This is a genomic window from Micromonospora sp. NPDC127501 (genome assembly GCF_040302185.1).
In the GTDB taxonomy this organism is placed as follows: Bacteria; Actinomycetota; Actinomycetes; order Mycobacteriales; family Micromonosporaceae; genus Micromonospora.
Window position 1 is genome coordinate 100,005 of the sequence record NZ_JBEORJ010000009.1, and the last position, 25,469, is coordinate 125,473.

Annotated in this window: 26 protein-coding genes and 1 pseudogene; 9 read left to right on the forward strand and 18 right to left on the reverse strand. The window is 72.7% G+C overall.

The window, feature by feature from the left end; translation table 11 throughout:
- Positions 1-36: 36 nt before the first annotated feature.
- The gene (gene trpC, locus ABTW72_RS21070) at positions 37-840 is read right to left on the reverse strand and encodes an indole-3-glycerol phosphate synthase TrpC (protein ID WP_030334428.1); all 804 of its coding nucleotides are present in this window, start codon (positions 838-840) and stop codon (positions 37-39) included.
- 487 nt (positions 841-1,327) lie between these two features.
- On the opposite strand from trpC, the gene ABTW72_RS21075 reads away from it, so the two are divergent.
- The gene (locus ABTW72_RS21075) at positions 1,328-1,597 is read left to right on the forward strand and encodes a hypothetical protein (protein ID WP_350861150.1); all 270 of its coding nucleotides are present in this window, start codon (positions 1,328-1,330) and stop codon (positions 1,595-1,597) included.
- Positions 1,598-1,616: 19 nt separating this feature from the next.
- On the opposite strand, the gene ABTW72_RS21080 is transcribed toward ABTW72_RS21075, so the two are convergent.
- The 4 genes and pseudogenes from ABTW72_RS21080 to ABTW72_RS21095 form a co-directional block, all read right to left on the reverse strand.
- Positions 1,617-2,210, reverse strand: a complete 594-nt coding sequence (locus ABTW72_RS21080) for a Trp biosynthesis-associated membrane protein (RefSeq protein ID WP_502892230.1) — start codon at positions 2,208-2,210, stop codon at positions 1,617-1,619.
- A 52-nt stretch (positions 2,211-2,262) separates the two neighbouring features.
- Positions 2,263-3,816, reverse strand: coding sequence for an anthranilate synthase component I (locus ABTW72_RS21085; protein ID WP_350861154.1), 1,554 nt, complete (start codon positions 3,814-3,816; stop codon positions 2,263-2,265).
- A 58-nt stretch (positions 3,817-3,874) separates the two neighbouring features.
- Complete coding sequence (hisI, locus tag ABTW72_RS21090; RefSeq protein WP_350861391.1) at positions 3,875-4,306, reverse strand: phosphoribosyl-AMP cyclohydrolase; 432 nt, start codon at positions 4,304-4,306, stop codon at positions 3,875-3,877.
- A 423-nt stretch (positions 4,307-4,729) separates the two neighbouring features.
- Positions 4,730-4,960, reverse strand: a pseudogene (locus ABTW72_RS21095) (phosphoribosyl-AMP cyclohydrolase); the annotation flags it as partial.
- Between the two features lie 596 nt (positions 4,961-5,556).
- On the opposite strand from ABTW72_RS21095, the gene ABTW72_RS21100 reads away from it, so the two are divergent.
- The 3 genes from ABTW72_RS21100 to ABTW72_RS21110 all read left to right on the forward strand — a co-directional run bounded on the left by ABTW72_RS21100 (position 5,557) and on the right by ABTW72_RS21110 (position 7,752).
- Positions 5,557-6,312 carry an ABC transporter ATP-binding protein gene (locus tag ABTW72_RS21100; RefSeq protein ID WP_350861156.1) on the forward strand — a complete coding sequence of 252 codons (756 nt, stop codon included), beginning with the start codon at positions 5,557-5,559 and terminating at the stop codon, positions 6,310-6,312.
- Positions 6,309-7,064: an ABC transporter permease gene (locus ABTW72_RS21105; protein WP_350861158.1), complete on the forward strand. Its 756-nt coding sequence runs from the start codon at positions 6,309-6,311 to the stop codon at positions 7,062-7,064. The genes ABTW72_RS21100 and ABTW72_RS21105 overlap by 4 nt, the downstream gene beginning before the upstream one ends.
- 91 nt (positions 7,065-7,155) lie before the next feature.
- Positions 7,156-7,752 carry a TetR/AcrR family transcriptional regulator gene (locus tag ABTW72_RS21110; RefSeq protein WP_350861159.1) on the forward strand — a complete coding sequence of 199 codons (597 nt, stop codon included), beginning with the start codon at positions 7,156-7,158 and terminating at the stop codon, positions 7,750-7,752.
- A 140-nt stretch (positions 7,753-7,892) separates the two neighbouring features.
- Here ABTW72_RS21110 and ABTW72_RS21115 read toward each other — a convergent pair whose 3' ends face one another.
- The 3 genes from ABTW72_RS21115 to ABTW72_RS21125 all read right to left on the reverse strand — a co-directional run bounded on the left by ABTW72_RS21115 (position 7,893) and on the right by ABTW72_RS21125 (position 12,456).
- The gene (locus ABTW72_RS21115; RefSeq protein WP_350861161.1) at positions 7,893-8,642 is read right to left on the reverse strand and encodes a DUF2470 domain-containing protein; all 750 of its coding nucleotides are present in this window, start codon (positions 8,640-8,642) and stop codon (positions 7,893-7,895) included.
- Positions 8,643-8,726: 84 nt separating this feature from the next.
- Positions 8,727-10,517 (reverse strand): ABC transporter ATP-binding protein, encoded by a 1,791-nt coding sequence (locus tag ABTW72_RS21120; RefSeq protein ID WP_350861163.1) that lies wholly within the window; start codon positions 10,515-10,517, stop codon positions 8,727-8,729.
- Between the two features lie 55 nt (positions 10,518-10,572).
- On the reverse strand, positions 10,573-12,456 hold the full coding sequence (locus ABTW72_RS21125) for an ABC transporter ATP-binding protein (RefSeq protein WP_350861165.1): 1,884 nt from the start codon (positions 12,454-12,456) through the stop codon (positions 10,573-10,575).
- Positions 12,457-12,628: 172 nt separating this feature from the next.
- On the opposite strand from ABTW72_RS21125, the gene ABTW72_RS21130 reads away from it, so the two are divergent.
- The 3 genes from ABTW72_RS21130 (at position 12,629) to ABTW72_RS21140 (ending at position 16,297) form a co-directional block, all read left to right on the forward strand.
- Positions 12,629-13,258: a TIGR03085 family metal-binding protein gene (locus tag ABTW72_RS21130; RefSeq protein ID WP_350861167.1), complete on the forward strand. Its 630-nt coding sequence runs from the start codon at positions 12,629-12,631 to the stop codon at positions 13,256-13,258.
- A 199-nt stretch (positions 13,259-13,457) separates the two neighbouring features.
- Positions 13,458-14,333 carry a terpene synthase family protein gene (locus ABTW72_RS21135; RefSeq protein WP_350861169.1) on the forward strand — a complete coding sequence of 292 codons (876 nt, stop codon included), beginning with the start codon at positions 13,458-13,460 and terminating at the stop codon, positions 14,331-14,333.
- A 137-nt stretch (positions 14,334-14,470) separates the two neighbouring features.
- Positions 14,471-16,297: an AMP-dependent synthetase/ligase gene (locus ABTW72_RS21140; protein ID WP_350861171.1), complete on the forward strand. Its 1,827-nt coding sequence runs from the start codon at positions 14,471-14,473 to the stop codon at positions 16,295-16,297.
- A 45-nt stretch (positions 16,298-16,342) separates the two neighbouring features.
- On the opposite strand, the gene ABTW72_RS21145 is transcribed toward ABTW72_RS21140, so the two are convergent.
- Positions 16,343-17,647 carry a low temperature requirement protein A gene (locus ABTW72_RS21145; protein ID WP_350861173.1) on the reverse strand — a complete coding sequence of 435 codons (1,305 nt, stop codon included), beginning with the start codon at positions 17,645-17,647 and terminating at the stop codon, positions 16,343-16,345.
- 88 nt (positions 17,648-17,735) lie between these two features.
- Positions 17,736-19,190: a MocR-like transcription factor YczR gene (gene yczR / locus ABTW72_RS21150; protein ID WP_350861175.1), complete on the reverse strand. Its 1,455-nt coding sequence runs from the start codon at positions 19,188-19,190 to the stop codon at positions 17,736-17,738.
- A 59-nt stretch (positions 19,191-19,249) separates the two neighbouring features.
- Between yczR and yczE the strand changes: the two genes are divergently transcribed.
- Both yczE and ABTW72_RS21160 read left to right on the forward strand, forming a co-directional pair.
- Positions 19,250-19,921 (forward strand): membrane protein YczE, encoded by a 672-nt coding sequence (yczE, locus tag ABTW72_RS21155; protein ID WP_350861177.1) that lies wholly within the window; start codon positions 19,250-19,252, stop codon positions 19,919-19,921.
- 101 nt (positions 19,922-20,022) lie between these two features.
- Positions 20,023-20,484 carry a hypothetical protein gene (locus ABTW72_RS21160; RefSeq protein WP_350861179.1) on the forward strand — a complete coding sequence of 154 codons (462 nt, stop codon included), beginning with the start codon at positions 20,023-20,025 and terminating at the stop codon, positions 20,482-20,484.
- 5 nt (positions 20,485-20,489) lie between these two features.
- Here the strand turns inward: ABTW72_RS21160 and hisF are convergent, their stop codons facing one another.
- The 8 genes from hisF to hisH all read right to left on the reverse strand — a co-directional run bounded on the left by hisF (position 20,490) and on the right by hisH (position 25,459).
- A complete protein-coding gene (gene hisF, locus ABTW72_RS21165; RefSeq protein WP_350861181.1) occupies positions 20,490-21,257 on the reverse strand; it encodes an imidazole glycerol phosphate synthase subunit HisF in 768 nt (255 codons plus the stop codon).
- A 73-nt stretch (positions 21,258-21,330) separates the two neighbouring features.
- The gene (locus tag ABTW72_RS21170) at positions 21,331-22,329 is read right to left on the reverse strand and encodes an NADP-dependent oxidoreductase (protein ID WP_350861183.1); all 999 of its coding nucleotides are present in this window, start codon (positions 22,327-22,329) and stop codon (positions 21,331-21,333) included.
- Between the two features lie 47 nt (positions 22,330-22,376).
- A complete protein-coding gene (locus ABTW72_RS21175) occupies positions 22,377-22,808 on the reverse strand; it encodes an organic hydroperoxide resistance protein (RefSeq protein WP_274531454.1) in 432 nt (143 codons plus the stop codon).
- 5 nt (positions 22,809-22,813) lie between these two features.
- Positions 22,814-23,260 (reverse strand): MarR family winged helix-turn-helix transcriptional regulator, encoded by a 447-nt coding sequence (locus ABTW72_RS21180; RefSeq protein WP_350861185.1) that lies wholly within the window; start codon positions 23,258-23,260, stop codon positions 22,814-22,816.
- A gap of 80 nt (positions 23,261-23,340) precedes the next feature.
- A complete protein-coding gene (locus ABTW72_RS21185; protein WP_350861187.1) occupies positions 23,341-23,730 on the reverse strand; it encodes a RidA family protein in 390 nt (129 codons plus the stop codon).
- Complete coding sequence (priA, locus tag ABTW72_RS21190; protein ID WP_350861189.1) at positions 23,727-24,452, reverse strand: bifunctional 1-(5-phosphoribosyl)-5-((5-phosphoribosylamino)methylideneamino)imidazole-4-carboxamide isomerase/phosphoribosylanthranilate isomerase PriA; 726 nt, start codon at positions 24,450-24,452, stop codon at positions 23,727-23,729. Before priA ends, ABTW72_RS21185 begins: the two co-directional genes overlap by 4 nt.
- A gap of 14 nt (positions 24,453-24,466) precedes the next feature.
- The gene (locus ABTW72_RS21195) at positions 24,467-24,790 is read right to left on the reverse strand and encodes a hypothetical protein (RefSeq protein ID WP_091407752.1); all 324 of its coding nucleotides are present in this window, start codon (positions 24,788-24,790) and stop codon (positions 24,467-24,469) included.
- Between the two features lie 36 nt (positions 24,791-24,826).
- Positions 24,827-25,459: an imidazole glycerol phosphate synthase subunit HisH gene (gene hisH / locus ABTW72_RS21200; protein WP_350861191.1), complete on the reverse strand. Its 633-nt coding sequence runs from the start codon at positions 25,457-25,459 to the stop codon at positions 24,827-24,829.
- Positions 25,460-25,469: the final 10 nt, after the last annotated feature.

The following is a 25,469-nucleotide window of genomic DNA, read 5'->3' on the forward strand; positions in this document are numbered from 1 at the left end:
GGAATCCTCTCGGTGGGACGTCAGACCGGCGCGAGGTCAGCGCACCGGCCGGGGCGTTGCCGGGTGGTTGCCGGCGTTGACCAACTCGGCGACCGCCTCGCGGGGGCTCTTCTGCGTGACCAGGCCCTCGCCCACGAGGACCGCGTCGGCGCCCGCGGAGGCGTACCGGATCAGGTCGTGCGGGCCACGAACGCCGGATTCGGCGATCTTGACGACGCTGCTGGGCAGACCGGGCGCGATCCGCTCGAACACCGACCGGTCGACCTCCAGGGTACGCAGGTCACGGGCGTTGACCCCGATCACCTGCGCGCCGGCCTCCAGCGCACGGTCGGCCTCTTCCTCGTCGTGCACCTCGACCAGGGCGGTCATGCCCAGCGACTCGATCCGCTCCAGCAGGCCCATCAGGACGTTCTGCTCGAGTGCGGCGACGATCAGCAGAACCAGGTCGGCGCCGTGCGCGCGGGCCTCGTGGATCTGATAGCTGGAGACCACGAAGTCCTTACGCAGCACCGGCACGGTGACCGCGGCACGGACGGCCGCCAGGTCGTCCAGCGAACCGCCGAACCAGCGCCCCTCGGTCAGCACGCTGATCGCACGCGCCCCACCGGCCGCGTAGTCGACCGCGAGGTCGGCCGGATCGGCGATCTCGGCCAGCCGGCCCTTGGACGGCGACGAACGCTTCACCTCGGCGATCACGGCCACACCGGGCTTGCGCAGCGCCGCGTACGCGTCCATCGGCGGCGGCGCCGCCGCTGCCAGTTCACGGATCCGCTCCAGCGGAACCTGCTCCTGGCGTCGGGCGACGTCTTCACGCACGCCGGCCAGAATCTCGTCGAGCACGCTTACGGACGCTGCCTGGCCGGCCTCGTCCCCCTCCGCGTGCGCATGCTCAGCAGTCACGAACGGACTCCCCTCTCCGGGCGTCATGGGCCGATGCTAGGGGCAGCCGACCGGCGCCGAATGCCGGGGGTATGGCGCTGCTCACGAAAAGGGCTGCGGCATAATGGCCGACTTGCCGTGAAGGGGTTGTCACGCAGCGCCACCTCCGGTATCGACCACCGTCACGCGGTATGGAGCCTGGCGGCCACGGTCAGACCGGGCCGATCCATCGATCATGCCACCAGTTTCCGCTCGGCGCCCGACGGCAACGACGCCAATCGATGCTGTGAGCAAGCTCAAGGCCGAACGGACGGTGCCTGGTCACGACCGAGGCGGGACAGTTGACCGGGCGGTCACCGCGGCGAAACGTCGACGGACGAGCATCGTCCTCGGGCAGACTCGATGGCGCGCCTGCCCCGACCGCAGCAACTCCTCGTGCGAGGTGACCATGAGCATTTCCGAGCCGAACCAGACCATCGGACTGACCACCATCTCGCGGACGGTGGCATCCCTCGCCGTCGGAGTGGTGCACACCGTGGAACGGGCCGTGGTGGGCGAGGGACGGATGCGGACGGCACGGGGCAACGCCTGGGAGGCGGTCTGCGCCGATCGGGCCCGCGCCGACCAACGCGCCGAGCTGAACCGCCTGGTCGCCGAGCTGACCGCCGCCCGCGCCGCCAGTAGCCGCGCCCGGTGGGAGCGCCAGCCGGTCGGCTGACCGCCGGCCGGCCGCCGCGTCAGTCGGCCGTCGGGTCCTCGCCCCGGTCCAGCGCGTCCCACGCCTCCGTGGTCCGCCGGCCCGCCAACGGCGTCGGCGGCCCCGCCGGGTCGCTCTGCGCCGGCGCGGCCTGCGGCGCGGTCCGCGCCGGACGTTCGTACCGGGCGCCCATCGCCGGCCAGTCACCGCCACGCACCGCCGTCCACCAGCCACCCCCGGCGGCCAGCAGGCCGCCGAGCAGGCAGAGCGCCGGCCACTGCCGGCTCACGGCGCCACTCACATCGGCTGCCAGCCCATACCCGCCGCCGGCCGCCACCGCCAGACCGAGCACGCCGAGCAGCGCCCCGAGCACCCGACGCAGGCGGCCCCGGGTGGCCAGCACCGCGCCACCCCCGGCCAAGGTCACCAGGGCCAACGCCGGCAGCCAGGGCAGCAGGCTCGCGCCGCTGCGGGTGTCACGCACCGGCGGCAGCGGCGCCGGACGTACCGTCAGCTCGACCGACCAACTGCGCGTCGCGGCCCAGAGCGCCAGGCCCGCGCCGGCCAGGCAGAGCAGCACGGCGTACGTCAACGCGCGCCGGCCCACGACGGACCGCTCCCCGCCACTCACGATGTCATCCCTTCGTTCGCGACTGCGGGGCTCCGCTTCGCTGCACTCCTCGCGCTCACCGTGCCGGCCGGAGGGTTTCGGCGGCAGCGATCGCGGCCAGCACGGCCGCGGCCTTGTTCCGCGTCTCCTGGTCCTCGGCGGCCGGGTCCGAGTCGGCGACCACCCCCGCCCCGGCCTGGACGTAGGCGCGGCCGTCGCGGATGAGCGCGGTCCGGATGGCGATCGCCATGTCCAGGTCGCCGCCGAAGCCGAAGTAGCCGACGGTGCCGCCGTAGAGGCCACGGCGGACCGGCTCCAACTCCTCGATGATCTCCATGGCGCGCACCTTGGGCGCCCCGGAGAGCGTGCCGGCCGGGAAGGTCGCGGCCAGCGCGTCGAAGGCGCTCTGATCGTCACGCAGCGTGCCGGTGACGGTGGAGACGATGTGCATGACGTGGCTGTACCGCTCGATGGTGGCGAACTCGGGCACCTCCACGCTGCCGGGCTGACAGACCCGACCCAGGTCGTTGCGGCCGAGGTCGACCAGCATCACGTGCTCGGCTCGTTCCTTCGGGTCGGCGAGCAGCTCGGCGGCGAGCGCGGCGTCGGCGGCGGGGGTGCCGCCCCGCGGTCGGGTGCCGGCGATCGGGTGCAACAACGCCCGGCGCCGCCCGTCCGCGGCCCCGGTGACCTTCAGGTGCGCCTCCGGAGACGAGCCCACGATGTCGAACCCGTCGAAGCGCAGCAGGTACATGTACGGGCTGGGGTTGCTGGTGCGCAGCACCCGGTAGACGTCCAGCGGGTCGGCGTGGGTCGTCCGCTCGAAGCGCTGGGAGAGCACGATCTGGAAGCACTCACCGGCCCTGATCGCCTCCTTGGCCGCCTCCACCGCCTTCGGGTAGCCGCCGTCGGGCGTACGACAGAGCACCTCGCCGGTCGGCGCACGCTCGACCGTGGAGATCATCGGCGGGATGGGCCGGGACAGCGCCGTGGTCATCGCGTCCAACCGGCCCACCGCGTGGTGGTAGGCGGCGGCGACCTGCGGGGCGCGGTCCGGGGCGTCCAACGGCGGCAGCACCGCGTTGGCGACCAGGATCGCCGAGCCGTCGTAGTGGTCGAGCACCACCAGGTCGGTGGCGAGCATCATGCCCAGCTCCGGGACGCCCAGGTCGTCCTCGGTCAGCTCGGGCAACCGCTCGAAGCGCCGGATCAGGTCGTAGCCGAGGTAGCCGACCATGCCCCCGGTCAGCGGCGGCAGACCGTCGGACGGGTCCCCGACCGGGCCGGCCAGCGCCGCCACCGTCTCCCGCAGCATCCGCACCGGGTCACCCTCGGTGCTCAGCCCAACCGGCGGCTGACCGAGCCAGGTCGCCACGCCGTCGCGCTCGATCAGCGTCGCGCTGCTGCGTACGCCGATGAACGAGTACCGCGACCAGGCCATGCCGGCCGAGCCGACGCCCTGCTCGGCCGATTCCAACAGGAACGTGCCCGGTCCACCGGCCAGCTTCCGGTAGACCCCGACCGGGGTCTCCGCGTCGGCCAGCAGCCGCCGGGTGACCGGCACGACCCGCCAGTCGGCGGCCAGCGCCGTGAAGGTGGCCAGGTCGGGGCTGAGCGTGCCGTCGGTCATCAGCCGACCCGCCTTTCGGTCGCGACTGCGGTGCCTCGCCGCGCTGCACTCCGCGCGCTCACGGTGCCTCCGTCCCGGTGACGGGCAGCTCGGTGAAGAAGCAGGTCCGGTGCCCGGTGTGGCAGGCCGCGCCGACCTGGTCCACGCTCACCAGCAGCGCGTCCCCGTCGCAGTCCAGGGCGACCGACCGCACGTACTGGTGGTGCCCGGAGGTGGCGCCCTTGACCCAGTATTCGCGGCGGCTGCGCGACCAGTAGGTGGCCCGGCCGGTGGTGAGGGTGCGGTGCAACGCCTCGTCGTCCATCCAGGCGACCATCAGCACCTCACCGGAGTCGTGCGCGCGCACCACGGCGGCGACCAGACCGTCGGCGGTGCGGCGCAGCTGGGCCGCGATGGCCGGGTCGAGCCGGGACGGGCGTGCCGGCGCGGGCGCGGGCAGCTCGTTCGGATCGCTGGGGACGCCGGTCATCGGCGAGTCAGGTACGGGCACAGTCACCAATTCTCCCGCACGCGGCGCGGGCACCGCCGACCCCTCCCGCCAGGGCTGCGGCGGAGGCCCCGAGAGCCAGGGCTGCGACAGGGGCCGAGGCTGCGACAAGGGCCCGGACCGTGACAAGGGCCCGGACTGCGACGAGGACCCAGACTGCGACGAGGACCCAGACTGCGACGAGGACCCAGACTGCGACGAGGACCCGGACTGCGACGAGGACCCGGACTGCGACGAGGACCCGGACTGCGGCGGGGGCCCGGCCGGCCGGGCCAACTGCGCGACGTAGCGGTCCAGCCGGCCGTCGACCAGGGCGGCGGCCAGATCCGGGCCGGCCGTGTCGGCGATCTCCTCGGCGTACGGCCGGATCAACGGCAGTGTGCCGGCGACCAGCCGTACGGCGGCGGCCCAGAGCTGTCCGGTGGCGCCCGGGCGCAGCCCGAGGCAGAGGAGCATGTCCGTCCGGTAGCCGGGTGGGGCCACCGGCAGTTCCAGGGCCGCCGCGAAGGCCGCCCGGCGGGAGTGGACCCGCACGGACGGGTTGGCCGGTCGCAGCACCGAGGGGCAGAGCCGCGCCAGGTCGGCGACGGCGAGCCGGACCCCGAGGCGGTCGCCCGCCGCGCGGGCGGCGGCGGCCTTACCGAGCGTGGCGATCATCTCTTCCAGTCGGGGTGGTTCGGCGGGCTGACAGAGCACTGGCAGGTCGATCCGGGGCCGCCAGTGCGGGTCGGCCCAGAGCAGCCGCGCCGGCGCGGTGACCGGCAGCCCGAACGCCCAGTCGGCCGGTTCGCCCAGTCGGTGCACCCAGGACCGGATGTCCCGGGCGGCCACCGAGACGTGAGTGACCTGGCCTGCGGACTCGTCCAGGTAGGCCCGGCGGGCCGCGTACGGGGCGCCGCCGACCAACACGTCGAGGTCGACGTCGCTGTGCGCGGTGGCGGCGCGGCGGGCGTGGCTGCCGCGCAACAGGATGCCGACCACCGGCCGCTCGGCGGCCTGCCGCAACCGCGCGGCCCAGTCCTCAAGAAAACCGCTATCCGGTAACGGAGCGTGACCCACCGCGCCATCGTGCCGTACGTCCGATCGGCGCGCAATGCCCGTTGGCGGACTTCGTGTCCGGTCCGGAGCCTACTGCCCGTTCTCGCACTCCTCGCGACGGTGGGCCGCCGGACACCGGTGCGGGCGTTGCGCCCGGCGCGGTATTTCATCTAGCGTTGAGTTCAACAGGTGATGAGTTCTTGTGGAGGTGCGTGATGGACGATGCGATAGCCGTCCGCGACCTGGTCGTGGACCGGGGTGGGCGGCGGGTGCTGGACGGCATCAGCTGCCGGGTCCCGCGGGGCGCGGTCACCGGGCTGCTCGGCCCCAGCGGCAGTGGCAAGACCACGTTCATGCGGGCTGTGGTCGGGGTGCAGTTGGTCAGTGGCGGGACGGTCACCGTGCTCGGCCAACCGGCGGGCACCCCCGCGCTGCGGCACCGGGTGGGCTACCTGACCCAGGCCCCGAGCGTCTACGCCGACCTGACCGTCCGGGAGAACGCCCGCTACTTCGCGGCCCTGTACGGGCGTGGGCGCGTCGAGGCCGACCGGGCGATCAGCGATGTCGGGCTGGCCGAAGCCGCCGGTCAGCTGGTCGCCACCCTCTCCGGCGGTCAACGCAGCCGAGCCTCGCTGGCGTGTGCCCTGGTCGGGGAGCCGGAGCTGGTCATCCTCGACGAGCCGACCGTCGGTCAGGACCCGGTGCTGCGGGCCGACCTGTGGGCCCGGTTCCACGCGATGGCCGCCGCCGGCACCACACTGCTGGTGTCCAGCCACGTGATGGACGAGGCGGCGCGCTGCGACCAACTGCTGCTGATCCGCCAGGGGCGGTTGATCGCCGACGACAGCCCCGCCGCGGTCCGCGCCGCCGCCGGTGTGGACGACCTCGACGAGGCGTTCCTGCGGCTCATCCGGGCCGGCGAGGCCGCCTCCACCAGCACCGACGCGACAGCCGCACGGGAGACAGCATGAACGCGCGAATTCTCGCCGCCACCACCGGCCGCATCCTGCGTCAGCTCCGGCACGACCGGCGGACCATCGCGCTGCTCGTGGTGGTGCCGGCCGTCCTGCTCACCCTGGTCTACTTCATGTACGCCGACCAACCGACCCCGCCCGGCCAGCCGACGACCTTCGACCGGATCGCGCTGGTGATGCTCGGCATCTTCCCCTTCGTGATCATGTTTCTGGTGACCAGCATCGCCATGCTGCGGGAACGCACCTCGGGCACGCTGGAGCGGCTGCTCACCACTCCGCTGGGCAAGCTCGATCTGCTCTTCGGGTACGGCATCGCGTTCGGGCTGGCTGCCGCCGCGCAGGCCGCCGTCGCCGCCGCGGTGGCGTACTGGATCTTCGACCTGGAGACCGCCGGCAGCATCGGGCTGGTGCTCGGGATCGCCGTGCTCGACGCCGTGCTCGGCGTTGCCCTCGGGCTGCTGTGCAGTGCCTTCGCGCGCACCGAGTTCCAGGCAGTACAGTTCCTGCCAGTCGTGGTGGTCCCCCAACTGCTGCTCTGCGGGCTGTTCGTGGCCCGCGACCAGATGGCCGGCTGGCTCCAGGCGCTCAGTGACGCCTTCCCCCTGTCGTACGCCATCGAGGCGTTGCAGGAGGTCGGCGCGCACGCCGAACCGACCGGCCGGATGTGGCGCGACGTCGCGGTGGTGTTCGGCGCGGTGGTGCTGGCGCTGGTGCTCGCGGCGGCCACCCTGCGCCGACGCAGCGGCTGACTGCAGCGCCGGGGGCGGCGGCCAGCGCGGCAGCCGACCCCGGCGTGGGCCGGGCCCACGACGGGCCGAGGCGGACGAATGAAGGGCGGCGATGACGCGGCGGACCGGCCGGCGACCCGGCAACCCGGGCACCCGGGAGGCGATTCTCGACGCGGCGCGGACGGCGTTCGCCGAACGTGGCTACGACGCCGCCTCGATCCGGGGCATCGCCGCTACGGCGCAGGTCGACCCGGCGCTCGTGCACCACTACTTCGGCAGCAAGGACCAGCTCTTCCTGGCCGCGATGAACTTTCCGGTCGACCCCGGTCAGCTGGTGCCGAAGGTGCTCGCCGGCGACCGGGACGGCGTCGGTGAGCGGATGGTGCGCATCTTCCTCGGCGTCTGGGACTCTCCGGCCGGCAGCGCCGCACAGGCACTGCTGCGGTCCGCGGTGAGCAACGAGTGGACCGCTCGACTGTTGCGTGAGTTCGTCACCACCCAGGTGTTGCGCCGGGTGCTGGAGAACCTCGACGTCGACCCGGTCGAGCTACCGCTGCGGGGCTCCCTGGTGGCCACCCAGATGATCGGCCTGGCCATGATGCGGCACGTGGTGCGCCTCGAGCCGGTCGCCTCGGCGGACCCGGAAACCCTGGTGGCCGCGATCGGCCCCACGATCCAGCGTTACCTCACCGGCCCGCTGCCAACCTGACCCGGCAGCGCCGACCCTCGGACCACCCCTCGCCGATCTTGCACTTACTGTCCCGACCAGAGAGACATACCACGCATAGCGGCAACCGAAAGTGCAAGATCGGCGCGCAGGGCGGGGCGGGGTGGGGGGTGGGTGGGGGGTCAGCGTGGGGGGCGGGCGTTGGCTGTGGGCCGCAGTGGGGGCAGCAGGCGGGGTAGTTCGGCCGGGTCGGCCACCGGGCCCGGGAAGGCCAGCCGGACCCTCCGCCGGGCACCGGGTTGGCCGAGGGCCACCACCAGCCCGTAGCGGTCGATGCGCACCACCCGGGGCGGCCCGTCCGGGGTGTGCTCGGTCAACCCGAGCTGCCGGCGCAGGTACTCCGTCACCTGGGTGCCGTGGCACTCGGCGAGGTCGGCGAGGAGGCGGGCCTCGACCGGGTGCACCGGGTCCGGCTCGGCCTCGGCGTACTCCACCGGGTCGATCCGGTGCACGACGCCGGCCCGCTCCCAGCGGACCTCGACCACCTCGAAGCGGAACAGCCGGAACCGGGTGCCCAGGTCGAGCAGGTCGCCGGTCGGCTCCACCGCGGCGAACTCGACCGCCGCGTGGCGGGCCTCGTCGCCGCGCAGCTCGGCCGCCCAGCCGGACACCCAGGCGCGACCCAGGCCGGGCGCGCCGGCCGCGGGCGGCAGGTCGAGCACGTCGAGCACCACCGCGACGTCGCTGACGCCGGCGGCCGGTTGCAGTGCGGCGGCCAGGTGGCTGGCCACCGGCACCAGCAGCAGCACCCGCCCGTCCGAGTCGGTGACGTGCCGGGCGTGGTGCGGGCCCGGCCGGTGGGCCAGGTGCACGAGGCCGGGCAGGCGGCCGGCGACGAGGGTACGGACGATCTCGGCGGAGTTGGGCCGCATGGGCGCGACCTCCTTCAGAGGTTAGGCTTACCTAACCCGGAGCCTAGAGCACCCGCCCGTCGGCGTCCACCACACCGCCGCACCTCACCGGGTCTGCTCCAGCCAGGAGGCGTAGAGCAGGCCGTACACCGAGTCGGCGTCGCGAACCAGCTCGTCGTGCGGGCCGCGCTGCACCACCCGACCCCGGTCCACCACGATCACCTCGTCGGCGGCCTGCGCCGTGGAGAGCCGGTGCGCGATGGCGAGGGTGGTCCGGCCCCGGGTGACAGCGTCCAGCGTGCGTTGCAACCGCACCTCCGTCGCCGGGTCCACCGCGCTGGTCGCCTCGTCGAGCACCAGCAGGTCCGGGTCGGCCACGTACGCGCGGGCCAACGCGACAAGCTGCCGCTCCCCGACGCTGAGCGCCTCGCCGCGCTCCCCGACCGGCGTGTCCAGACCCGCCGGCAGACCCTCCAGCCAGTCCGACAGGCCCAGCTCGGTGAAGGCGGCGCTCAACTGCTCGTCGGTCAACTCCGGCCGGGCGAACCGGACGTTGTCCCCCACCGTCGCGTCGAAGAGGAACCCGTCCTGCGGCACCATCACCACGCGGGAGCGCAGCGAGTCGAACCGGACGTCGGTCAGCGGCACCCCGGACAGCAGCACCGCCCCGGCGGACGGGTCCATCAGCCGGGTCAGCAACTTGGCGAAGGTGGTCTTGCCGCTGCCGGTCTCACCGACCACCGCCACCCGGCTCTTCGCCGGGATCTCCAGGTCGATGTCGTGCAGCACCGGCGGACCACCCGGATAGGCGAACCGCACACCGGAGAACCGAATGTCCAGCGGCCCGCCCGGCAGCTCCCGCCCCTGCTCCCCCGGGTCGGCCACGTCCGGGGCGACGTCCAGCACGTCCAGCACCCGACGCCAGCCGGCGATCGCGTTCTGCGCCTCGTTGAGCACCTCGGTGGCGATCTGCACCGGCTGGATGAAGAGCGTCACCAGGAAGAGGAACGCGGTCAGCTGGCCGATCGACAGCGTGCCGTCCACCCCCAACAGCACGCCGAGCACCACCACGCCGGCCAGCGCCACCCCCGCCGCCAACTCCCCGACCGAGCTGCCCACGATGCTGATCCGGATCGCCCGCTGCTGCGCCAGCCGCTGCCTGTCGATCGCCTCGTCCAGCCGCCGCTCGGTGCGCCCGGCGATGCCGTACGCCCGGATCACCGGCGCGCCCACCACGCTCTCGCCGATCGCGCCGAGCAACGTCCCGGTGCGTTGGCGCACTGTCGCGTACGCGCTGCCGAGGCGACGTTGCAACTGCCGGATGACGAACACCGCCGGCAGGAACGCGGCCAACACGACCAGCGTCAACTGCCAGGAGTACGCCAGCATGACGGCGGTGGTGACCACCAGCTGACCGAGGTTGACCAGCAGGATCACCCCGCCCCACTGGAGGAACTGGGTGATCTGGTCCACGTCGCTGGTGACCCGCGAGACCAGCGAACCGCGCCGCTCCGACTGCTGGTGCAACATCGACAGGTCGTGCACGTGGCGGAACGCGCGCGTCCGGACGTTGGCCAGCGCCGTCTCACTGACCGTGAACAGCCGGCGCATCATCAGGTAGCCGCAGATCGTGGTGATCGTCAGGATCGCGGCGGTGATCGCCACCACCGTCCAGACCACGTTCAGGTCCAGACCACCGACGAGGCCCCGGTCGATGCCCTGCTGCACGGCGACCGGCACGGCAACCCGACCGACCATGTAGACCAACGCCAGGGCCAACGTGCCGGCCAGACCGATCCGTAGCTCCGGCGAGAGCGCCAGGCCCCGACGCAGGGTCTGCCAGGTCGTCTCCTGCCGGGCCTCCGGCGTGTCACTCGTCTCCGTGGTCGCGCTCACCGGGCCCGCCTCTCGTTCGCGACTGCGGGGCTCCGCTGCGCTGCACTCCTCGCGCTCACCGATCCACCTCGATCTCCAGGCCCGACGGCAGCGGCGCCACGTCGTCGCCGTAGGAACTTTCCTGCGCCCGCTCCACCTCGGCCTGCTCGTAGGCGGTGACCAGGTCGACGTAGCCGGGCACAGTGGCCAACAACTCGCTGTGGGTGCCCCGGGCGACCACCCGTCCCTGCTCCACGTAGATGACCTCGTCGGCGAGCGCGATGGTGGCCCGGCGGTACGCCACCACCAGGATCGACGCGGCCGGAACTCCCGCCTGCCTGGTCGACGATCGCAGCCCCGCCAGGATGGCCGCCTCCACTCGAGGATCGACCGCGCTTGTCGCGTCGTCGAGCACCAGCAGGCGCGGTCGACCGGCCAGCGCGCGGGCCAGGGTGAGCCGCTGCCGCTGACCGCCGGAGAGCGAGGTGCCCCGCTCCCCGACCATGGTGTCCAGACCTTCCGGTAGCGCGGCGACGAACCCGTCCGCCTCGGCCAGCCGCAGCGCCGCCCAGACCACCTCGTCGTCGACCCCGGGCCGGTCGAGGGCGATGTTGGCGCGGACCGTGTCGTCGAAGATGAAGGGCACCTGGGCGACCAGGGCCACCGTGCCGGCCAACGACGCGGAGGTCAGCTCGCGCACGTCCACGCCGTCCAGGCTCACCGTGCCGGAGTCCGGGTCGACGAGGCGCACCGCCAGCGAGGCGATGGTGGACTTGCCGGCGCCGGTCGGCCCGACCAGGGCCACCGTCTTACCGGACGGCACCGTGAAGCCGACCTCGCCGAGGACCTGCGCGCCGGGCGGGTGCGCTTCGGCCGGCGGGTAGGAGTAGTGCACGTCGGTGAAGGTGAGGGTGGCCGGGCCGGCGCCGGCAGGGTCGAGCACCCGCTGCCCGTACGGCATCTCGCCGGTGGCGTCGAGCACCCGGCGCACCCGGTCCCAGCCGGCGACGCTGCGCGGCAGCTCGGCCAGCACCCAACCGATGGCCCGTACCGGGAAGGCCAGCACGGTGAAGAGGAAGGCCACGCTGACCAGCTCGGTCACGCTGATCGCGCCCTGGCGCAGCCGGAACGCCCCGACCACCAGTACGGCCAGGGTGCCGAGGCTGGGCAGCGTCTCCAGCAGCGGGTCGAAGATCCCGCGCAGCCGGCCGACCGCGATCAGCGAGTCGCGCAGCTCACCGGCGCGGCCCGCGAACCGGGCGGTCTCCTGGGCCTCGCGACCCATCGTCTTGACCACCAGGGCGCCGTCGAAGCTCTCGTGGGCGATGCCGCTGACCTCGGCGCGCAGGCGCTGCGCCCGGGCCTGCCGGGGGGCCATCCGGCGGGAGTAGACGACGTTGAGCGCGAACAGCGCGGGGAAGACCGCGAGCCCGACCAGGGCGAGCGCCCAGTCGGTCGCGAAGAGCGACACGATCGCGCCGACCAGCATCACCAACGTGCCGACGGCGAACGGCAGCGGCGCGATCGGGTACCAGGCCGCCTCCACGTCGGAGTTGGCGTTGGACAGCAGGGTGCCGGTGGAGTTGCGGTGGTGCCAGGACAGCGGCAGCTCCAGGTACCGACGAGTCACCCGGCGGCGGTAGGAGGCCTGGAGGCGGTACTGCATGTAGCCGGCGCCGAGCCGGCGGCCGAAGATGCCCGCGACCCGCAGCACGCTGATCCCGAACAACGCGGCCGCGGCCAGTGCCAGGGTGCCGGCGCCCACCTCGCCGCGCTCGATGGCCGGAAGCGCCACCTCACCGATGACCGACCCGACGACCCGGGCGCTGACAATGATCATCCCGCCGAAGAGCACGCTGCCGACGACCGCCACCGCGAAGATCCGCGGCTGCTCACGGATCGCCTGCCGCAGGACGCCCAGCCCTCGACTGAGAACGTCCCGACTTGTCTTGCTCGCCACGCTCTCCCCCGCCGTAAGCCGCAATTATCTCCCTCATCCTTACCGGTCGGGGCCAGTGCCGCCGACCCTGACTGGATATGTCGACCATCACGTACCGGACGGCGGCGTGCCACCGGCGCCGACCGGCGTCCGCTGTCGCGCGCCGACGGGCCACCGGGCCTACGATCGGGCCATGCCGCGGTACGCCCGAGCCGAGCGCGAGGCGCTGGCCGATCTTCTACTGGCCCTCGGGCCGGACGCCCCGACCATCAACGAGGGCTGGGCGACCCGTGACCTCGCCGCGCATCTGGTGCTGCGGGAACGCCGTCCGGACGCGGCGGGTGGGATCGTGCTGCCGCCGCTGCGCGGCTATTCCGAGCGGGTCCGTCGGCGACTCGCCGCACGGCCCTACCCCGAGTTGGTGGCACAGGTGCGCCGACCGCCGCTGTGGAGCCCGGTCAGCAACCCGCTGACCGACGAGTTGGCCAACACGATGGAGTTCTTCATCCATCACGAGGACGTCCGGCGGGCCGGCTCCGGGTGGCAGCCCCGCGATCTGTCCACCGGCCTGCAGAGCGCGCTCTGGAAACGCGCGGCCCCGATGGCCCGGCTGGCACTGCGGCGTTTTCCGGCCGACCTCTACGTGCAGGCGCCCGGCCACGGTGAGGTTTCCCTCGGTCGCGGTGGCGAGCCACTGCGCCTGGTCGGCGCCCCGGCCGAGCTGGTGTTGTTCTTCTCCGGCCGGCAACGGGTGGCCCGGGTCCAACTGAACGGCTCGGCGGAGGCGGCTCGGCGGCTGCGCGCCGCCGACCTGGGCATGTGACTGCCTGTACATAAACGGTCACTGAATGACTGTGCAATTTCCCACACCCAGCGAAACACGCTGATACCTCCTCCCGTACGCTTCACCGCGCCGCTCTGCGCCGGGCGGCACAGAGTGGGGGCACACTGTGCGGGACTTCGCGATTTCGGCGCTGCGGGAACCCCCGTTTCCCACCGGGCGCCACGGAGCCACGGACCAGGTGGCAGGTGAGAGCATCGAGTGGGCGCGCACGTTCGGGCTGGTCGATTCCAGCCAGCGCGTGCACCGGCTGGAACGGGCTGACGCAGCTGGGCTGGCCGGCCGCGCCTGCCCGGACGGCTCGGTGGAGGGCCTGCGGCTGCTCACCGACCTGATCAGCTGGCTCTTCGTGATGGACGACGCCTGCGACGAGGACGGCCTCGGCGCCGACCCGGTCCGACTGGGCCCGGCGATCAGCACCCTGCTCGACGTGCTGGACCGCTGCGGTGACCCGTACGTCGTACCGCCCGCCGTCGGGCCACTGGGTGACGCGCTGCACGACCTCTGCCGCCGGACCCGACTGCACGATCACGCCGGGCTGCTGCTGCGGTTCGTCAGCCAGATGCGCGAGTACCTGTTGGCGCTGCTCTGGGAGGCGGGCAACCGGGAACGTCGGCGCGTGCCCGAGGTGACGGAGTACGTGCAGCTACGCCGGCACATCGGCGGCGTGCACCCCTGCCTCACCCTGACCGACCTGGCGTCGCCGCGGCCCTCCGGGCCGGCCGAGCGCGCCAATCCGGGGTTGGTCGCCCTGGACCTGCTGGCGGTGGACCTGGTCTGTTGGTGCAACGACCTCTTCTCCTACGGCAAGGAGAGCCAGGTCGACCCGGACGCGCACAACCTGGTCACGGTGCTCGCCCAGGACAGCGACGCGGACGAGGCGACAGCGCTGCGGAGTGCGGCACACCGGTTCAACCAGGGGTTGGCGACGTACCTGGACGCGGAGGAGGCGCTGCGCGCCGCCGGCGACGACGGGATCCGGGACGCCCTGGCCGCGCGGCGCAACTGGGTCCGGGCCACCTACGACTGGTCAGTGGTGGCTGCCCGGTACGCCTGATCGGCCGTACCGGTTGGTGGGATGGGCCGGCCGGACGATCACCAGGGCTAGCCGATGCACGGCAACAGGCAATACTCTTCGGTAACCATCATGACGTGACGACCGTCACGCCACCACCCCCGAAGGCGGCTACAGCGATGGCTCTCGATGTACCGTACCGCTCCATCCCGGACATGTTCCTCAAGCGCGTGGCGGCCACCCCCGACCGGAACGCGTTCGCTTCCCCGAACTCCGATGACTCGGGACCCGTCTGGCTGACCTGGGCGCAGGTCGGCCAGCGCGCCAAGGCGGTCGCCGCCGGCCTGCACGGCCTGGGCGTCGGTCAGGAGGACCCGGTCGCGATCCTCGCCAACACCCGACTGGAATGGGTGATCGCCGACCTCGGCATCATGTGCGCCGGCGGCGCGACCACCACCGTCTACCCGACCACCGAGCCGGCCGACGCGACGTACATCATCAGCGACTCCGGGTCGAAGGTGCTGTTCGCGGAGAACCCGGCCCAGGCGGCGAAGATCGCCGGGGCGTCCCTGCCCGCGCTCACCCACGTGGTGCTCCTCGACGGCGCCGCCGACCCGAACGCCGCGATCGCGCAGTTGACTCTCGCCGACCTGGAGGAGCGCGGCACCCAGGCGCTGGCCGCCGAGCCGGAGCTGATCGACATGCTGGTGGCCGGCATCGGCCCGGACCACCTGGCCACCCTGATCTACACCTCCGGCACCACCGGCCAGCCCAAGGGCGTCGAGCTGCTGCACGGCGGCTGGTGCTGGGAGGCCGTGGCGCAGGCGGAGGTCGGGCTGCTGCGCGACGACGACCTGCAGTACCTGTGGCTGCCGCTGGCCCACTCGTTCGGCAAGACCCTGCTCTGCGGCGCCATCCACGTCGGCCTGCCCACCTACGTCGACGGGCGGGTGGACAAGCTGGTCGACCTCCTCTCGGTCATCCGTCCGACGCTGATGTGCGGCGCTCCCCGGGTGTTCGAGAAGGTCTACAACAAGGCCGTGACCACCGCGCAGGGCGCTGGCGGCGCGAAGGCGAAGATCTTCGGCTGGGCCGTCGGCGTCGGCAAGGAGAAGGTCACCCTGGAGCAGGCCGGCAAGCCGGTGCCGGCCGGGCTGAAGCTGCGCTACGGGCTGGCCGAGAAGCTGGTGTTCAGCAAGCTCCAGGCCCGCCTGGGCGGCCGGATGCGGGTGCTGGTCTCCGGCGCCGCGCCGCTCAGCCCGGAGATCGCCACCTTCTTCGCCGCCGCGAACCTGCCGATCTCCGAGGGCTACGGCCTGACCGAGACCAGCGCCGGCAACTTCGTCAACCCGCCGGCTGGGCTGCGGATCGGCACTGTGGGCCGGGCGATGGGCGACCTGGAGTGCAAGATCGACACCGACGGCGAGATCCTGGTACGGGGCCGGCCGGTGATGCGCGGCTACCACAACCTGCCGGAGGAGACCGCAGCCTCGTTCACCGAGGACGGCTTCTTCCGTACCGGTGACATCGGCACCCTGGACGAGCAGGGCTACCTCCGCATCACCGACCGCAAGAAGGACCTGGTCAAGACCTCGGGCGGCAAGTACATCGCGCCGTCGCACATCGAGGGGATGTTCAAGGCCATCTGCCCGTACACCTCGCAGGCGGTCGTCGTCGGTCAGGCCCGCAACTTCTGCACGATGCTGGTCACCCTGGACCCGGACGCCATCCGGGGCTGGGTCGCCGGCGGCCCCCTCGAAGGACGCAGCTACACCGAGATCGTCGCCTCGGCCGAGGCCCAGACGATGGTCGAGGAGTACGTCGCCCAGCTCAACGCCAAGCTCAACCGCTGGGAGACGATCAAGAAGGTGGCCATCCTGCCGCGCGACCTGACGATCGAGGACGGCGAGATCACCCCGTCGTTGAAGATCAAGCGGCGTGGGGTGGAGAGCAACTTCTCCGCCGAGATCGACAAGATGTACGCCGGCACCCTCGCCGAACTCTGAGCCGACCGGGGGTCCCGTGCCGGCGAGGAAGCCGGTACGGGGCCCTCACAGGTGGTGACCCCGCCACCTCGTCTGCTCCTCCTCCGCGGCGAACTGCTCCGCCAGCGCCACCTCGCGGACCCCGGCCCGGCGCCGGGAGTCGACGACCGTCTGCGCCGCCACCGCCACCGCCGTGGCCAGGGCCAACATGGTCAAGGCGATCAGCTCGGGTAGCGACCCGGCAACCGGCGCCAGCGCAATCAGCAGCAGGATCCCGCCGATGGTGGGCCAGCGGGGGGCGCCGAGCATCCGCCGGCCGAGCACGATGAGCGCGAGCAGGTAGAGCGCGACCCCACCGTAGAGCGCCAGCAGGTCGAAGCTCGGCAGCGGAATTCCCCAGCTCGGTGTGGTGGGATCGGCGCCTTCGTGGATCAACCCCTTGAGTCCGAGCGCGAACAGGATGACGCCGGCGATGACCGGCAGGTGCAGGTAGCTGTAGGCGTTCCGGGCCAGGATGGCGCGCGCGTCCGGGTCGCGGGTGCGGTGCAGGGTCTGTTCCATGCCGAGCGCCAGGGTGTCGAAGTACGCCCACCACATCGCGGCGGCCACCGCGATGCCGAGCACCGCAGCGAACAGCACCGGCCAGGTCAGCGGCAGACCGGCGGTTTCGCCGGGACTGAACCCGAGCGCGATGATCGCCTCGCCGAGGGCGACCAGGACGATCTGACCGTGCCGCTCCGCCCAGTGCCCGGCGGAGAGCACCGTCCACCCGGTGCCCCGCAGCGCCAGCCCGGCCCCGTACTCCACGCCAAGGGCCGCGAGCCAGCACAGCAGCCGGGCCACCGACTCGGCCGTTCCGTCGAAGAGCCGCTGCGGCAGCAACCCGGCGACCACGATGAGGCTCGTGGCCACGAACGCCGGCAGTGCGAGCAACTGCCAGCGTCGACGCACGTCGCGGTTCCGGCGGCCGATCCACAGGAAGATCACACTCTCGCTCACCCGGACCACGAAGTAGCAGGCTGCGAAGACCAGCGGACCGAACAGCCCGCCGGGACGGTCGACGAACGCCTTCGGCAGACTCAGCGCCAGCACGAAGGCGGCGGCGATGGTGACGAAGCCGACCGCCGGGACGATGCCCTGGTCGGTACGGATCAGGTTGCCCAGCACGGCGAACCCCGACCAGCACCACCAGAGCAGGGCCAGCAGCACCAGGCACTGGACCAGGCCCCGGGCGGTCGGATTGCCGGCGGTGGCCGTGGTGACGTGCAGAAAGGCGAAGACGAAGACCAGGTCGTAGAAGAGTTCCAGCGGGGTCGCCCGCGAGCCCGGCGCACTCCGGCGGACCCCGCGTGTCCCGCCACCCTGGCCCACCAGGAGAGTGTGGCAGCCGAACCAGGTCGAATGACATGTTCCCGGCATAACGGTGCCGGCGGATGCCGATGGTGTGTTCGGCGCTGGCTCAGGCGATGACGGCTGGCTCCCGCCACCGCTGGCGGCCGGCCCGGTCCAGGTCGTAGCGGATCGCCGCGATCCGCCCGACGGCCTCCACGAGGTCCGCCGCGGGCAGGGTGAAGGGCAGCCGCAGGAAGCGCTCCAGGGTGCCGTCCAGGCCGAACCGGGGCCCCGGGGCCAGCCGTACGCCGACCTCCTCCGCGGCCCGGGCCAGCGCGCTCGAGACCGGGCCGTCCAACTCGGCCCAGAGCGTCACGCCACCCCGTGGCACGCTGACCCGCCACTCCGGCAGTTGGTGGGCCAGCGCGCCGAGCAGGGCGTCACGCTGGACGGCCAACTGGACGCGGCGGTCGGCGACGATGGCCTCGGCGTCGGCGAGCAGGTGCACAGCGACCAGTTGGTCCAGCACCGGGCTGGCCATGTCGACTCCGACCCGCACGGCGGCCAGCCGCTGCACCTGCGGCGCGGACGCGCGCACCCAGCCGATCCGCAGGCCACCCCAGTAGGGCTTGCTCATGCCGCCGATGCTGACCACCCGGCTGTGCCGGTCGTAGGTGGCGACCGGGGGTGGCACCTCGGTGCCGTCCAACGACAGGTCCACGAAGGACTCGTCGATGATCAGATCGGTGCCGACCGCGTGCGCGGCGGCCACCACGCGCTCGCGCAGCGAGGCGGGCATCAGGTGCCCCGTCGGGTTCTGGAACTCCGGAATCAGGTAGGCCAGCTTGGGCCGGGTCTGTCGGAGAGTGCCCAGCAGCAGGTCGGGCTCCCAGCCGGCGTCGGCGGCCAGCCCGTGGGTGCTGATCCGGGCCCGCCGGCCGGCGAGCGCGGCGAGGGCGTTGGGGTAGGTCGGGGACTCGACCAGCACGGTGCCGCCCGGGGCCAGGGCGAGCCGCAGCACCAGATCCAGTGCGTGCTGGGTGCCGCTGGTGACCATGATCTGGTCGGCCGAGGTGGGCAGACCCCGGGCGGTGTACGCGTCGGCCACCGCCTCACGCAGCTCGATGATGCCGGTCGGGTGGTAGCCGGCCCCGCTCAGGTAGCGGGGCAGGTCCTCGGCGGCGGCCCGCGCGGCCGACAGCAGTTGCGGCGGTGCGGCCAGCGCGGCGACGCCGAGGTCGAGCATCTCCCGGTCGTCCAGCGGGGTCCACAGGCCGGTGCTGGCCACCCGGTGGTTGCCGGGCAGCATCGTCCAACTGCCGGCGCCCCGACGGCTGGCCAGGTGCCCGGTCTCGCGTAGCTGCCGGTAGGCGGCGGTGACAGTGGTCCGGCTGATCCGCAGCGCCTCGGCCAGCTCCCGTTCGGCCGGGAGGCGGACGCCCAGCGGCAGCCGGCCGTCGGCGAGCAGCCCGCGCACCGAGCCGGCAAGCGCGGCGTAGTCGGGGCTGCGGCGGCGGCCCGGCAGGGCGTGCCACTGCCCGAGCAGACGGGCCAATTGGACGCCCCGCACCTGCCCGGTCATAGCCACTCCTCGGATATTGGCTTCTTCCTCGACGAGGATTGGCACCTAGGGTGGCATGCATGGCACTGCTTGGCAATCTGCGGCACCGGCCGGTTCGACGGTTGGTCCAGCTCTACCTCGGGCTCACGCTCTACGGCGTCAGCATGGCCCTGATGATCCGCTCCCAACTGGGCCTCGACCCGTGGGACGTGTTCCACCAGGGGCTCTCCGAGCTGACCGGGCTCTCCTTCGGCACTGTCACCATCGGCGTCGGCGCGCTGGTCCTGCTGCTCTGGATCCCGCTGCGGCAGCGGCCCGGCCTCGGCACGGTCAGCAACGTCGTGGTGATCGGCCTGGTCGTGGACGCCACACTGGCCCTGCTACCCGCGGGTGGTCCGCTCAGCGTCCAGATCGCGATGCTGGTCACCGGCATCGTCGCCAACGGCGCCGCCACCGCTCTCTACCTCGGCGCCCAGCTGGGCCCCGGCCCCCGCGACGGCCTGATGACCGGGTACGTGGCCCGCCGGCCCGGCCGGTCGATCCGGCTGGTGCGCACCGTCATCGAGGTCACCGTGCTGGCCCTGGGCTGGTGGCTCGGCGGCAAGGTCGGCGTGGGCACCGTCGCGTACGCGCTGGCCATCGGCCCGTTGGCCCAGTTCTTCATCCCACTGTTCGCCGTGCCGGAGGGCACCGCGCCGGACAGCGCCGCGCCCCCGCCGGGCAACCCCGCGCCCGCCACCCCGACCGGCTGAACCCTCACCGACCGTCCGCGAACCGGTACGTGGCGGTGGTGCCGCCCACCGGTTGGCGGGTGGGTGTTCCCTTCCGCGACGCGCGCCGTCATCATCTCTGCATGGGGGAGAACGGTTGGCGCTGGAACGACGCCTGGATCTTCGTGTCGCTCGTCATCGCGAGCGGGGCCGGACGGCACCGCCGGTCGGCGACAAGCCGGCGGCCGGAGGGCGTCCGCCTGACCGACGTGCTCTCCACCGCCGATCACCTCAACCACGCGATTCCGCAGCGGCACGAGGTGGAGGCCGCGGTCCAGCGGCTGGTCGGCGCCGGGCTGGTCAGCGTCGCCGACGGCTGGTTCCGGATCACCACCGAGGGTGAGCAGCTGTGGCGTACCCGCCCCCGCGCCGGTGTGGCGACCATGGTGGACACCGTGCAGGGAGTGTTGACCCGCCGGCACGCGCCCGGCAGCGCGGACTGGATCCTGGACGAGGCCGACCACGCGGCCGCCGTCCAGGAGTACGCGGTCCGTTCGATTCCCACCCCACGACGGTCACCGGAGGGGCACTCCGGCGAGCGCTGAGCTGCTCAGCGCACCGGATGGCCGCCGAGGCGCAGCGCGTCCTTGACCTCGGCGACGGTCAGCTCGCCGAAGTGGAAGACGCTGGCGGCGAGCACCGCGTCCGCGCCGGCGCCGACCGCGGGCGGAAAGTGGGCCACCTCGCCAGCGCCTCCACTGGCCACCACCGGCACGTCCACCACCGCGCGCACCGCGGCGATCAGCTCCAGGTCGAAGCCCGCCTTGGTGCCGTCGGCGTCCATCGAGTTGAGCAGGATCTCCCCCGCGCCCAACTCGGCGCCCCGGTGCGCCCACCACACGGCGTCGATGCCGGTGCCGCGCCGACCCCCGTGGGTGGTGACCTCGAAGCCGCTGGGCGTGCCGCCGTCCGGCGAGCGCCGCACGTCGAGGGAGAGCACGAGCACCTGCCGGCCGAACCGGTCGGCGATCTCGGCGATCAGCTCCGGACGGGCGATGGCCGCGGTGTTCACGCCGACCTTGTCCGCACCGGCGCGCAGCAGCGTGTCCACGTCGGCGACCTGCCGGACCCCACCGCCGACGGTCAGCGGGATGAACACCGACTCGGCGGTGCGGCGCACCACGTCGAGCATGGTGCCCCGGTCGCTGGAGGACGCGGTGACGTCGAGGAACGTCAACTCGTCCGCGCCGGCCCGGTCGTACGCGGCGGCCAGCTCCACCGGATCGCCGGCGTCACGCAGGTCGAGGAAGTTGACCCCCTTGACCACCCGCCCGGCGTCCACGTCCAGACAGGGGATCACCCGTACCGCCACCGTCATGCCGCGAGCCTATCCTCCGCACGCGGCGCGGCGGTCGACCCGATCGGGTCGACCGCCGCGAGAGAGGTCTGCGTCACACGCGGACGAGCATCTTGCCGAGGTTGTCGCCGCGCAGCAGGCCGAGGAACGCGGCCGGCGCGTTCTCGATGCCGTCCACGATCGTCTCGTCGTAGGACAGCGTGCCGTCGCGCAGCCAGCCCGAGACGTCGCGCACGAACGCCGCCCGCACGTCGTTGTGGTCGTTGACCAGGAAGCCGCGCAGGGTGAGCCGCTTGCCGATGACCAGCGCCAGGTTGCGCGGCGCGGCCGGCGGTTCGGTGGCGTTGTACTGCGAGATCATGCCGCAGATCGCGGCCCGGCCGTGCAGGTTCATGGCCGAGATCGCGGCCTCCAGGTGATCACCGCCGACGTTGTCGAAGTAGACGTCGACACCGTCCGGGGCGGCCGCCCGCAGCGACTCACGGACCGGCCCGTCGTGGTAGTCGAAGGCGGCGTCGAAGCCCAGCGCCCGCAGCCGCTCGACCTTGGCCGGCGAGCCGGCACTGCCGATCACCCGGCCGGCGCCCTTGAGCTTGGCGATCTGGCCGACCAGGCTGCCCACCGCGCCGGCCGCGGCGGAGACGAAGACCGTCTCGCCGGGCTTCATCGCGGCCACCTCCAGCAGACCGGCGTACGCGGTCAACCCGGTCATGCCGAGCACGCTCAGGTACGCGCTGACCGGGGCGATGCTCGGGTCGACGGGGCGGGCCGCTGCGGCGTCGAGCAGCGCGTACTCCCGCCAGCCCAGCCCGTGCAGGACGGTGGTCCCGACGGCGACGTCGGCCGCCTCGCTGGCCACCACCTCACCGATCGCGGCACCGTCGAGCGGCGCGTCGAGCGCGAACGGCGGCACGTACGACTTGACGTCGTTCATCCGTCCCCGCATGTACGGGTCGACGGACATGTACTGGTTGCGGACCACGATCTGGCCCGGTCCGGGTGTCGGAACCTCGGTCTCGACGAGCCGGAAGATGTCTTCGGTGGGCCAGCCCTGGGGGCGGCCGGCCAGGTGGATCTCGCGGTTGCTGGTCACGGGGTGGTCGTCCTCTCGTCCGCGGATGGGGGCCTGGGGCCGCGAGGTCACGCGGACAGGGTCTCGCGGACGGTCAGGGTGACGTCGACGTTGCCACGGGTGGCGTTCGAGTACGGGCAGACCTGGTGGGCCTGCTCGACGATCTGCTCGGCGACCTCGCGGGGCGCGGCGGGCAGGTCGACGACGAGCTGCACGGTGAGCCCGAAGCCGCCGCTGCCGTTCGGACCGATGCCCACCTCGGCGCCGACCACGGAACCGGTCACGTCGGCCTTGGCCCGGCGGGCCACCAGTCGAAGCGCGCTGTGGAAGCAGGCCGCGTAACCGGCGGCGAAGAGCTGCTCGGGGTTGGCCGCGCCACCGGCGCCGCCCATCTCCTTCGGCACTGCCAGGTCGAGGGTGAACGTGCCGTCGGAGGTCTCGACGTGGCCGTCCCGGCCGTCGCCGGTGGCGGTCGCGGACGCGGTGTAGACAACCTGCATGGTGGTCACTGCTCCTTCTGTCGGTGGATGGTGTCGGTGACCCGGGTGAGGGTGTCGCGCAGCGCGACGAGCTCGTCGAAGCCCAGCCCGGTGGCCTGCGCGATCCGCAGTGGGACATCGCAGACCCGCTCGCGCAGCGCCCGGCCCTGCTCGGTGAGGCCCACCTCGACCCGCCGCTCGTCGCGGGCCGACCGCCGCCGCACCACCAGGCCCGCCCCTTCCAGCCGCTTGAGCAGCGGGGAGAGCGTGCCGGAGTCCAGCCGCAGCTCGGCGCCCAACTCGGACACCGTGGGGGCGTCGTCGGGACGCTCCCAGAGCACCAGCAGCACCAGGTACTGCGGGTAGGTCAGCCCGATCTCGTCGAGGATCGGCCGGTAGACGTCGGTCAGTGCGCGCGACGCGGCGTAGAGCGCGAAGCACACCTGCCGGCGCAGCACCAGGTCATCGGTCACCGTTGAACCGTAGCCCACAATTAAGTTGTGCACAACTTATCGGGGCGCGGGCGGCCCGGCAGGCCGCCTGGGCGGGTACCTCAGCGATCGCCGAGGTACGCCTCCAACTCCACCTCGACCAGGTGCTCCGGGTCCAGCAGACCGGCCACCACCACCAGGGTGGCCGCCGGCCGGACCGCGCCGAAGACCGCGTTGTGCGCCCGGCCCACCTCGTCGGCGTGCAGCCGGTCCGTCACGTACATCCTGGTCCGGACCACATCACCCGGCTCCGCACCCACCTCGGCCAGCGCGGCCAGCCCGATCCGCAGCGCCTGCGCGGTCTGCGCGGCCGCGTCACCGACGTGCACCACCCGGCCGTCCACCGTCGCCGTGCAACCGGCCGTCCAGGCCCGCTCACCGGCCCGGACCACCCGGGAGTACCCGTAGCGCTGTTCCCACGGGCCGCCCGACCCCAGCCGGGTCGCCGTCACGCCTCGGCCAGCGTCCGCAGCGCCTCGGCCACAGTGAAGGCACCCGCGTAGAGCGCCTTGCCGGCGATCACGCCCTCCACCCCGGCCGACTCCAGGGTCGCCAACGCCCGCAGGTCGTCCAGGGTGGACACCCCGCCCGAGGCGATCACCGGCCGGTCCGTACGCGCACACACCTCGCGCAGCAGATCCAGGTTCGGCCCGCGCATCGTGCCGTCCTTGGTGATGTCGGTGACCACGTACCGGCTCGCGCCCGCCTTGTCCAACCGCTCCAGCACCTCGTACAGGTCACCACCGTCGCGGGTCCAACCCCGCGCCGACAGGGTGTGGCCCCGCACGTCCAGCCCGATGGCCACCCGGTCGCCGTACTCCGCGACCACCCGGTCACACCAGACCGGGTCCTCCAGGGCGGCGGTCCCGATGTTCACCCGGGCCGCTCCGGTGCCCAGCGCCGCGCGCAGCGACTCGTCGTCACGGATGCCCCCGGAGAGCTCCACCTTCACGTCCAGCTGGCGCACCACCTCCGCGAGCAGGTGCGCGTTGGTGCCCCGGCCGAACGCCGCGTCCAGGTCGACAAGGTGGATCCACTCCGCGCCGTCCTGCTGCCAGGCCAGCGCCGCGTCCAACGGCTCGCCGTAGTTGCTCTCGCTTCCGACGGCGCCCTGCACGAGCCGGACAGCCCGGCCGTCAGCGACATCCACGGCGGGTAACAGGGTGAGGCTCAAGGTCTTCTCCTCGATCAGGTACGACGGTCCAGGGCGATCACCACGATCGCCGGCAGTACGAGCAGCAAGAGCACGATCAGCGCGATACGCAACGCCAGGTTGTCGACGAAGGTCCAGATCAGGATCAACGCCGCGCCGGTGAGCAGCACGATCGCGGCCCGCTCACCCCGAGTGTGCCGGGCCAGCCGCCCGGAACGACCCCGCCGCAGCCGAGGCGTCAAGCTACGGACCACCGCGCGACGGCGCTGCCGCCGGGCGACCTGGCGCTGCCGGACCGCCCGCTCCCGGGCCTGCTCCGCCTCCCGCTCCGCCCGCCGGCGGGCGCGCTCCCGGCTCACCGCGACGCCCGCCGCTCGGGCACCGCGCGACGGTGCTCAGTCACCGCTGGGCAACGTGGCGAGCCAGTTGCGCAGCAGCGCGGCACCGGTGTCGGCGGACTTCTCCGGGTGGAACTGGGCCGCCGACAACGAACCACGCTCCACCGCCGCGACGAAATCCGTGTCGTGGTGGGCGGTGGTCACCGTGGCACCGGCAGCGGCCAACGCCGCCGGGTCGCCCATCGCGTACGAGTGGACGAAGTAGAACCGGCTCTGCTCCGTCAACCCGGCGAACAGCACCGACTCCCGCGGAGCCCGGACCGTGTTCCAGCCCATGTGCGGCAACCGGGTGGCGGCCAGCCGGGTCACTCCGCCGGGCAGCAGCCCCAGCCCCTTGGTCACCACGCCGTGCTCGTCACCGTGCTCGAAGAGCACCTGCATGCCCACGCAGATGCCGAGCACCGGCCGGCCAGCAGCCACCCGTTCGGCGATCACCGGGCCGGCGCCCAGCGCCTCGATGCCCGCCATGCACGCCGCGTACGCGCCCACACCCGGCACCACCAGACCATCGGCGGCGGCCGCCGCGCCCAGATCGTCGGTCACCCGGACGTCCGCTCCGGCGGCGGCCAGCGCCCGCTCCGCCGAGCGCAGATTGCCCGAGCCGTAGTCGAGCACCACCACGTCACTCATGTCGCCACCC

Bases quoted from the DNA above. Each gene is read 5' to 3' on its own strand.
- ABTW72_RS21075 (WP_350861150.1), top strand. From the start codon at position 1,328: ATGAGCATTTCCGAGCCGAACCAGACCATCGGACTGACCACCATCTCG.
- ABTW72_RS21085 (WP_350861154.1), bottom strand. From the start codon at position 3,816: ATGACCGACGGCACGCTCAGCCCCGACCTGGCCACCTTCACGGCGCTG.
- ABTW72_RS21100 (WP_350861156.1), top strand. From the start codon at position 5,557: ATGGACGATGCGATAGCCGTCCGCGACCTGGTCGTGGACCGGGGTGGG.
- ABTW72_RS21105 (WP_350861158.1), top strand. From the start codon at position 6,309: ATGAACGCGCGAATTCTCGCCGCCACCACCGGCCGCATCCTGCGTCAG.
- ABTW72_RS21110 (WP_350861159.1), top strand. From the start codon at position 7,156: ATGACGCGGCGGACCGGCCGGCGACCCGGCAACCCGGGCACCCGGGAG.
- ABTW72_RS21115 (WP_350861161.1), bottom strand. From the start codon at position 8,642: ATGCGGCCCAACTCCGCCGAGATCGTCCGTACCCTCGTCGCCGGCCGC.
- ABTW72_RS21130 (WP_350861167.1), top strand. From the start codon at position 12,629: ATGCCGCGGTACGCCCGAGCCGAGCGCGAGGCGCTGGCCGATCTTCTA.
- ABTW72_RS21140 (WP_350861171.1), top strand. From the start codon at position 14,471: ATGGCTCTCGATGTACCGTACCGCTCCATCCCGGACATGTTCCTCAAG.
- yczR (WP_350861175.1), bottom strand. From the start codon at position 19,190: ATGACCGGGCAGGTGCGGGGCGTCCAATTGGCCCGTCTGCTCGGGCAG.
- yczE (WP_350861177.1), top strand. From the start codon at position 19,250: ATGGCACTGCTTGGCAATCTGCGGCACCGGCCGGTTCGACGGTTGGTC.
- ABTW72_RS21160 (WP_350861179.1), top strand. From the start codon at position 20,023: ATGGGGGAGAACGGTTGGCGCTGGAACGACGCCTGGATCTTCGTGTCG.
- hisF (WP_350861181.1), bottom strand. From the start codon at position 21,257: ATGACGGTGGCGGTACGGGTGATCCCCTGTCTGGACGTGGACGCCGGG.
- ABTW72_RS21175 (WP_274531454.1), bottom strand. From the start codon at position 22,808: ATGCAGGTTGTCTACACCGCGTCCGCGACCGCCACCGGCGACGGCCGG.
- hisH (WP_350861191.1), bottom strand. From the start codon at position 25,459: ATGAGTGACGTGGTGGTGCTCGACTACGGCTCGGGCAATCTGCGCTCG.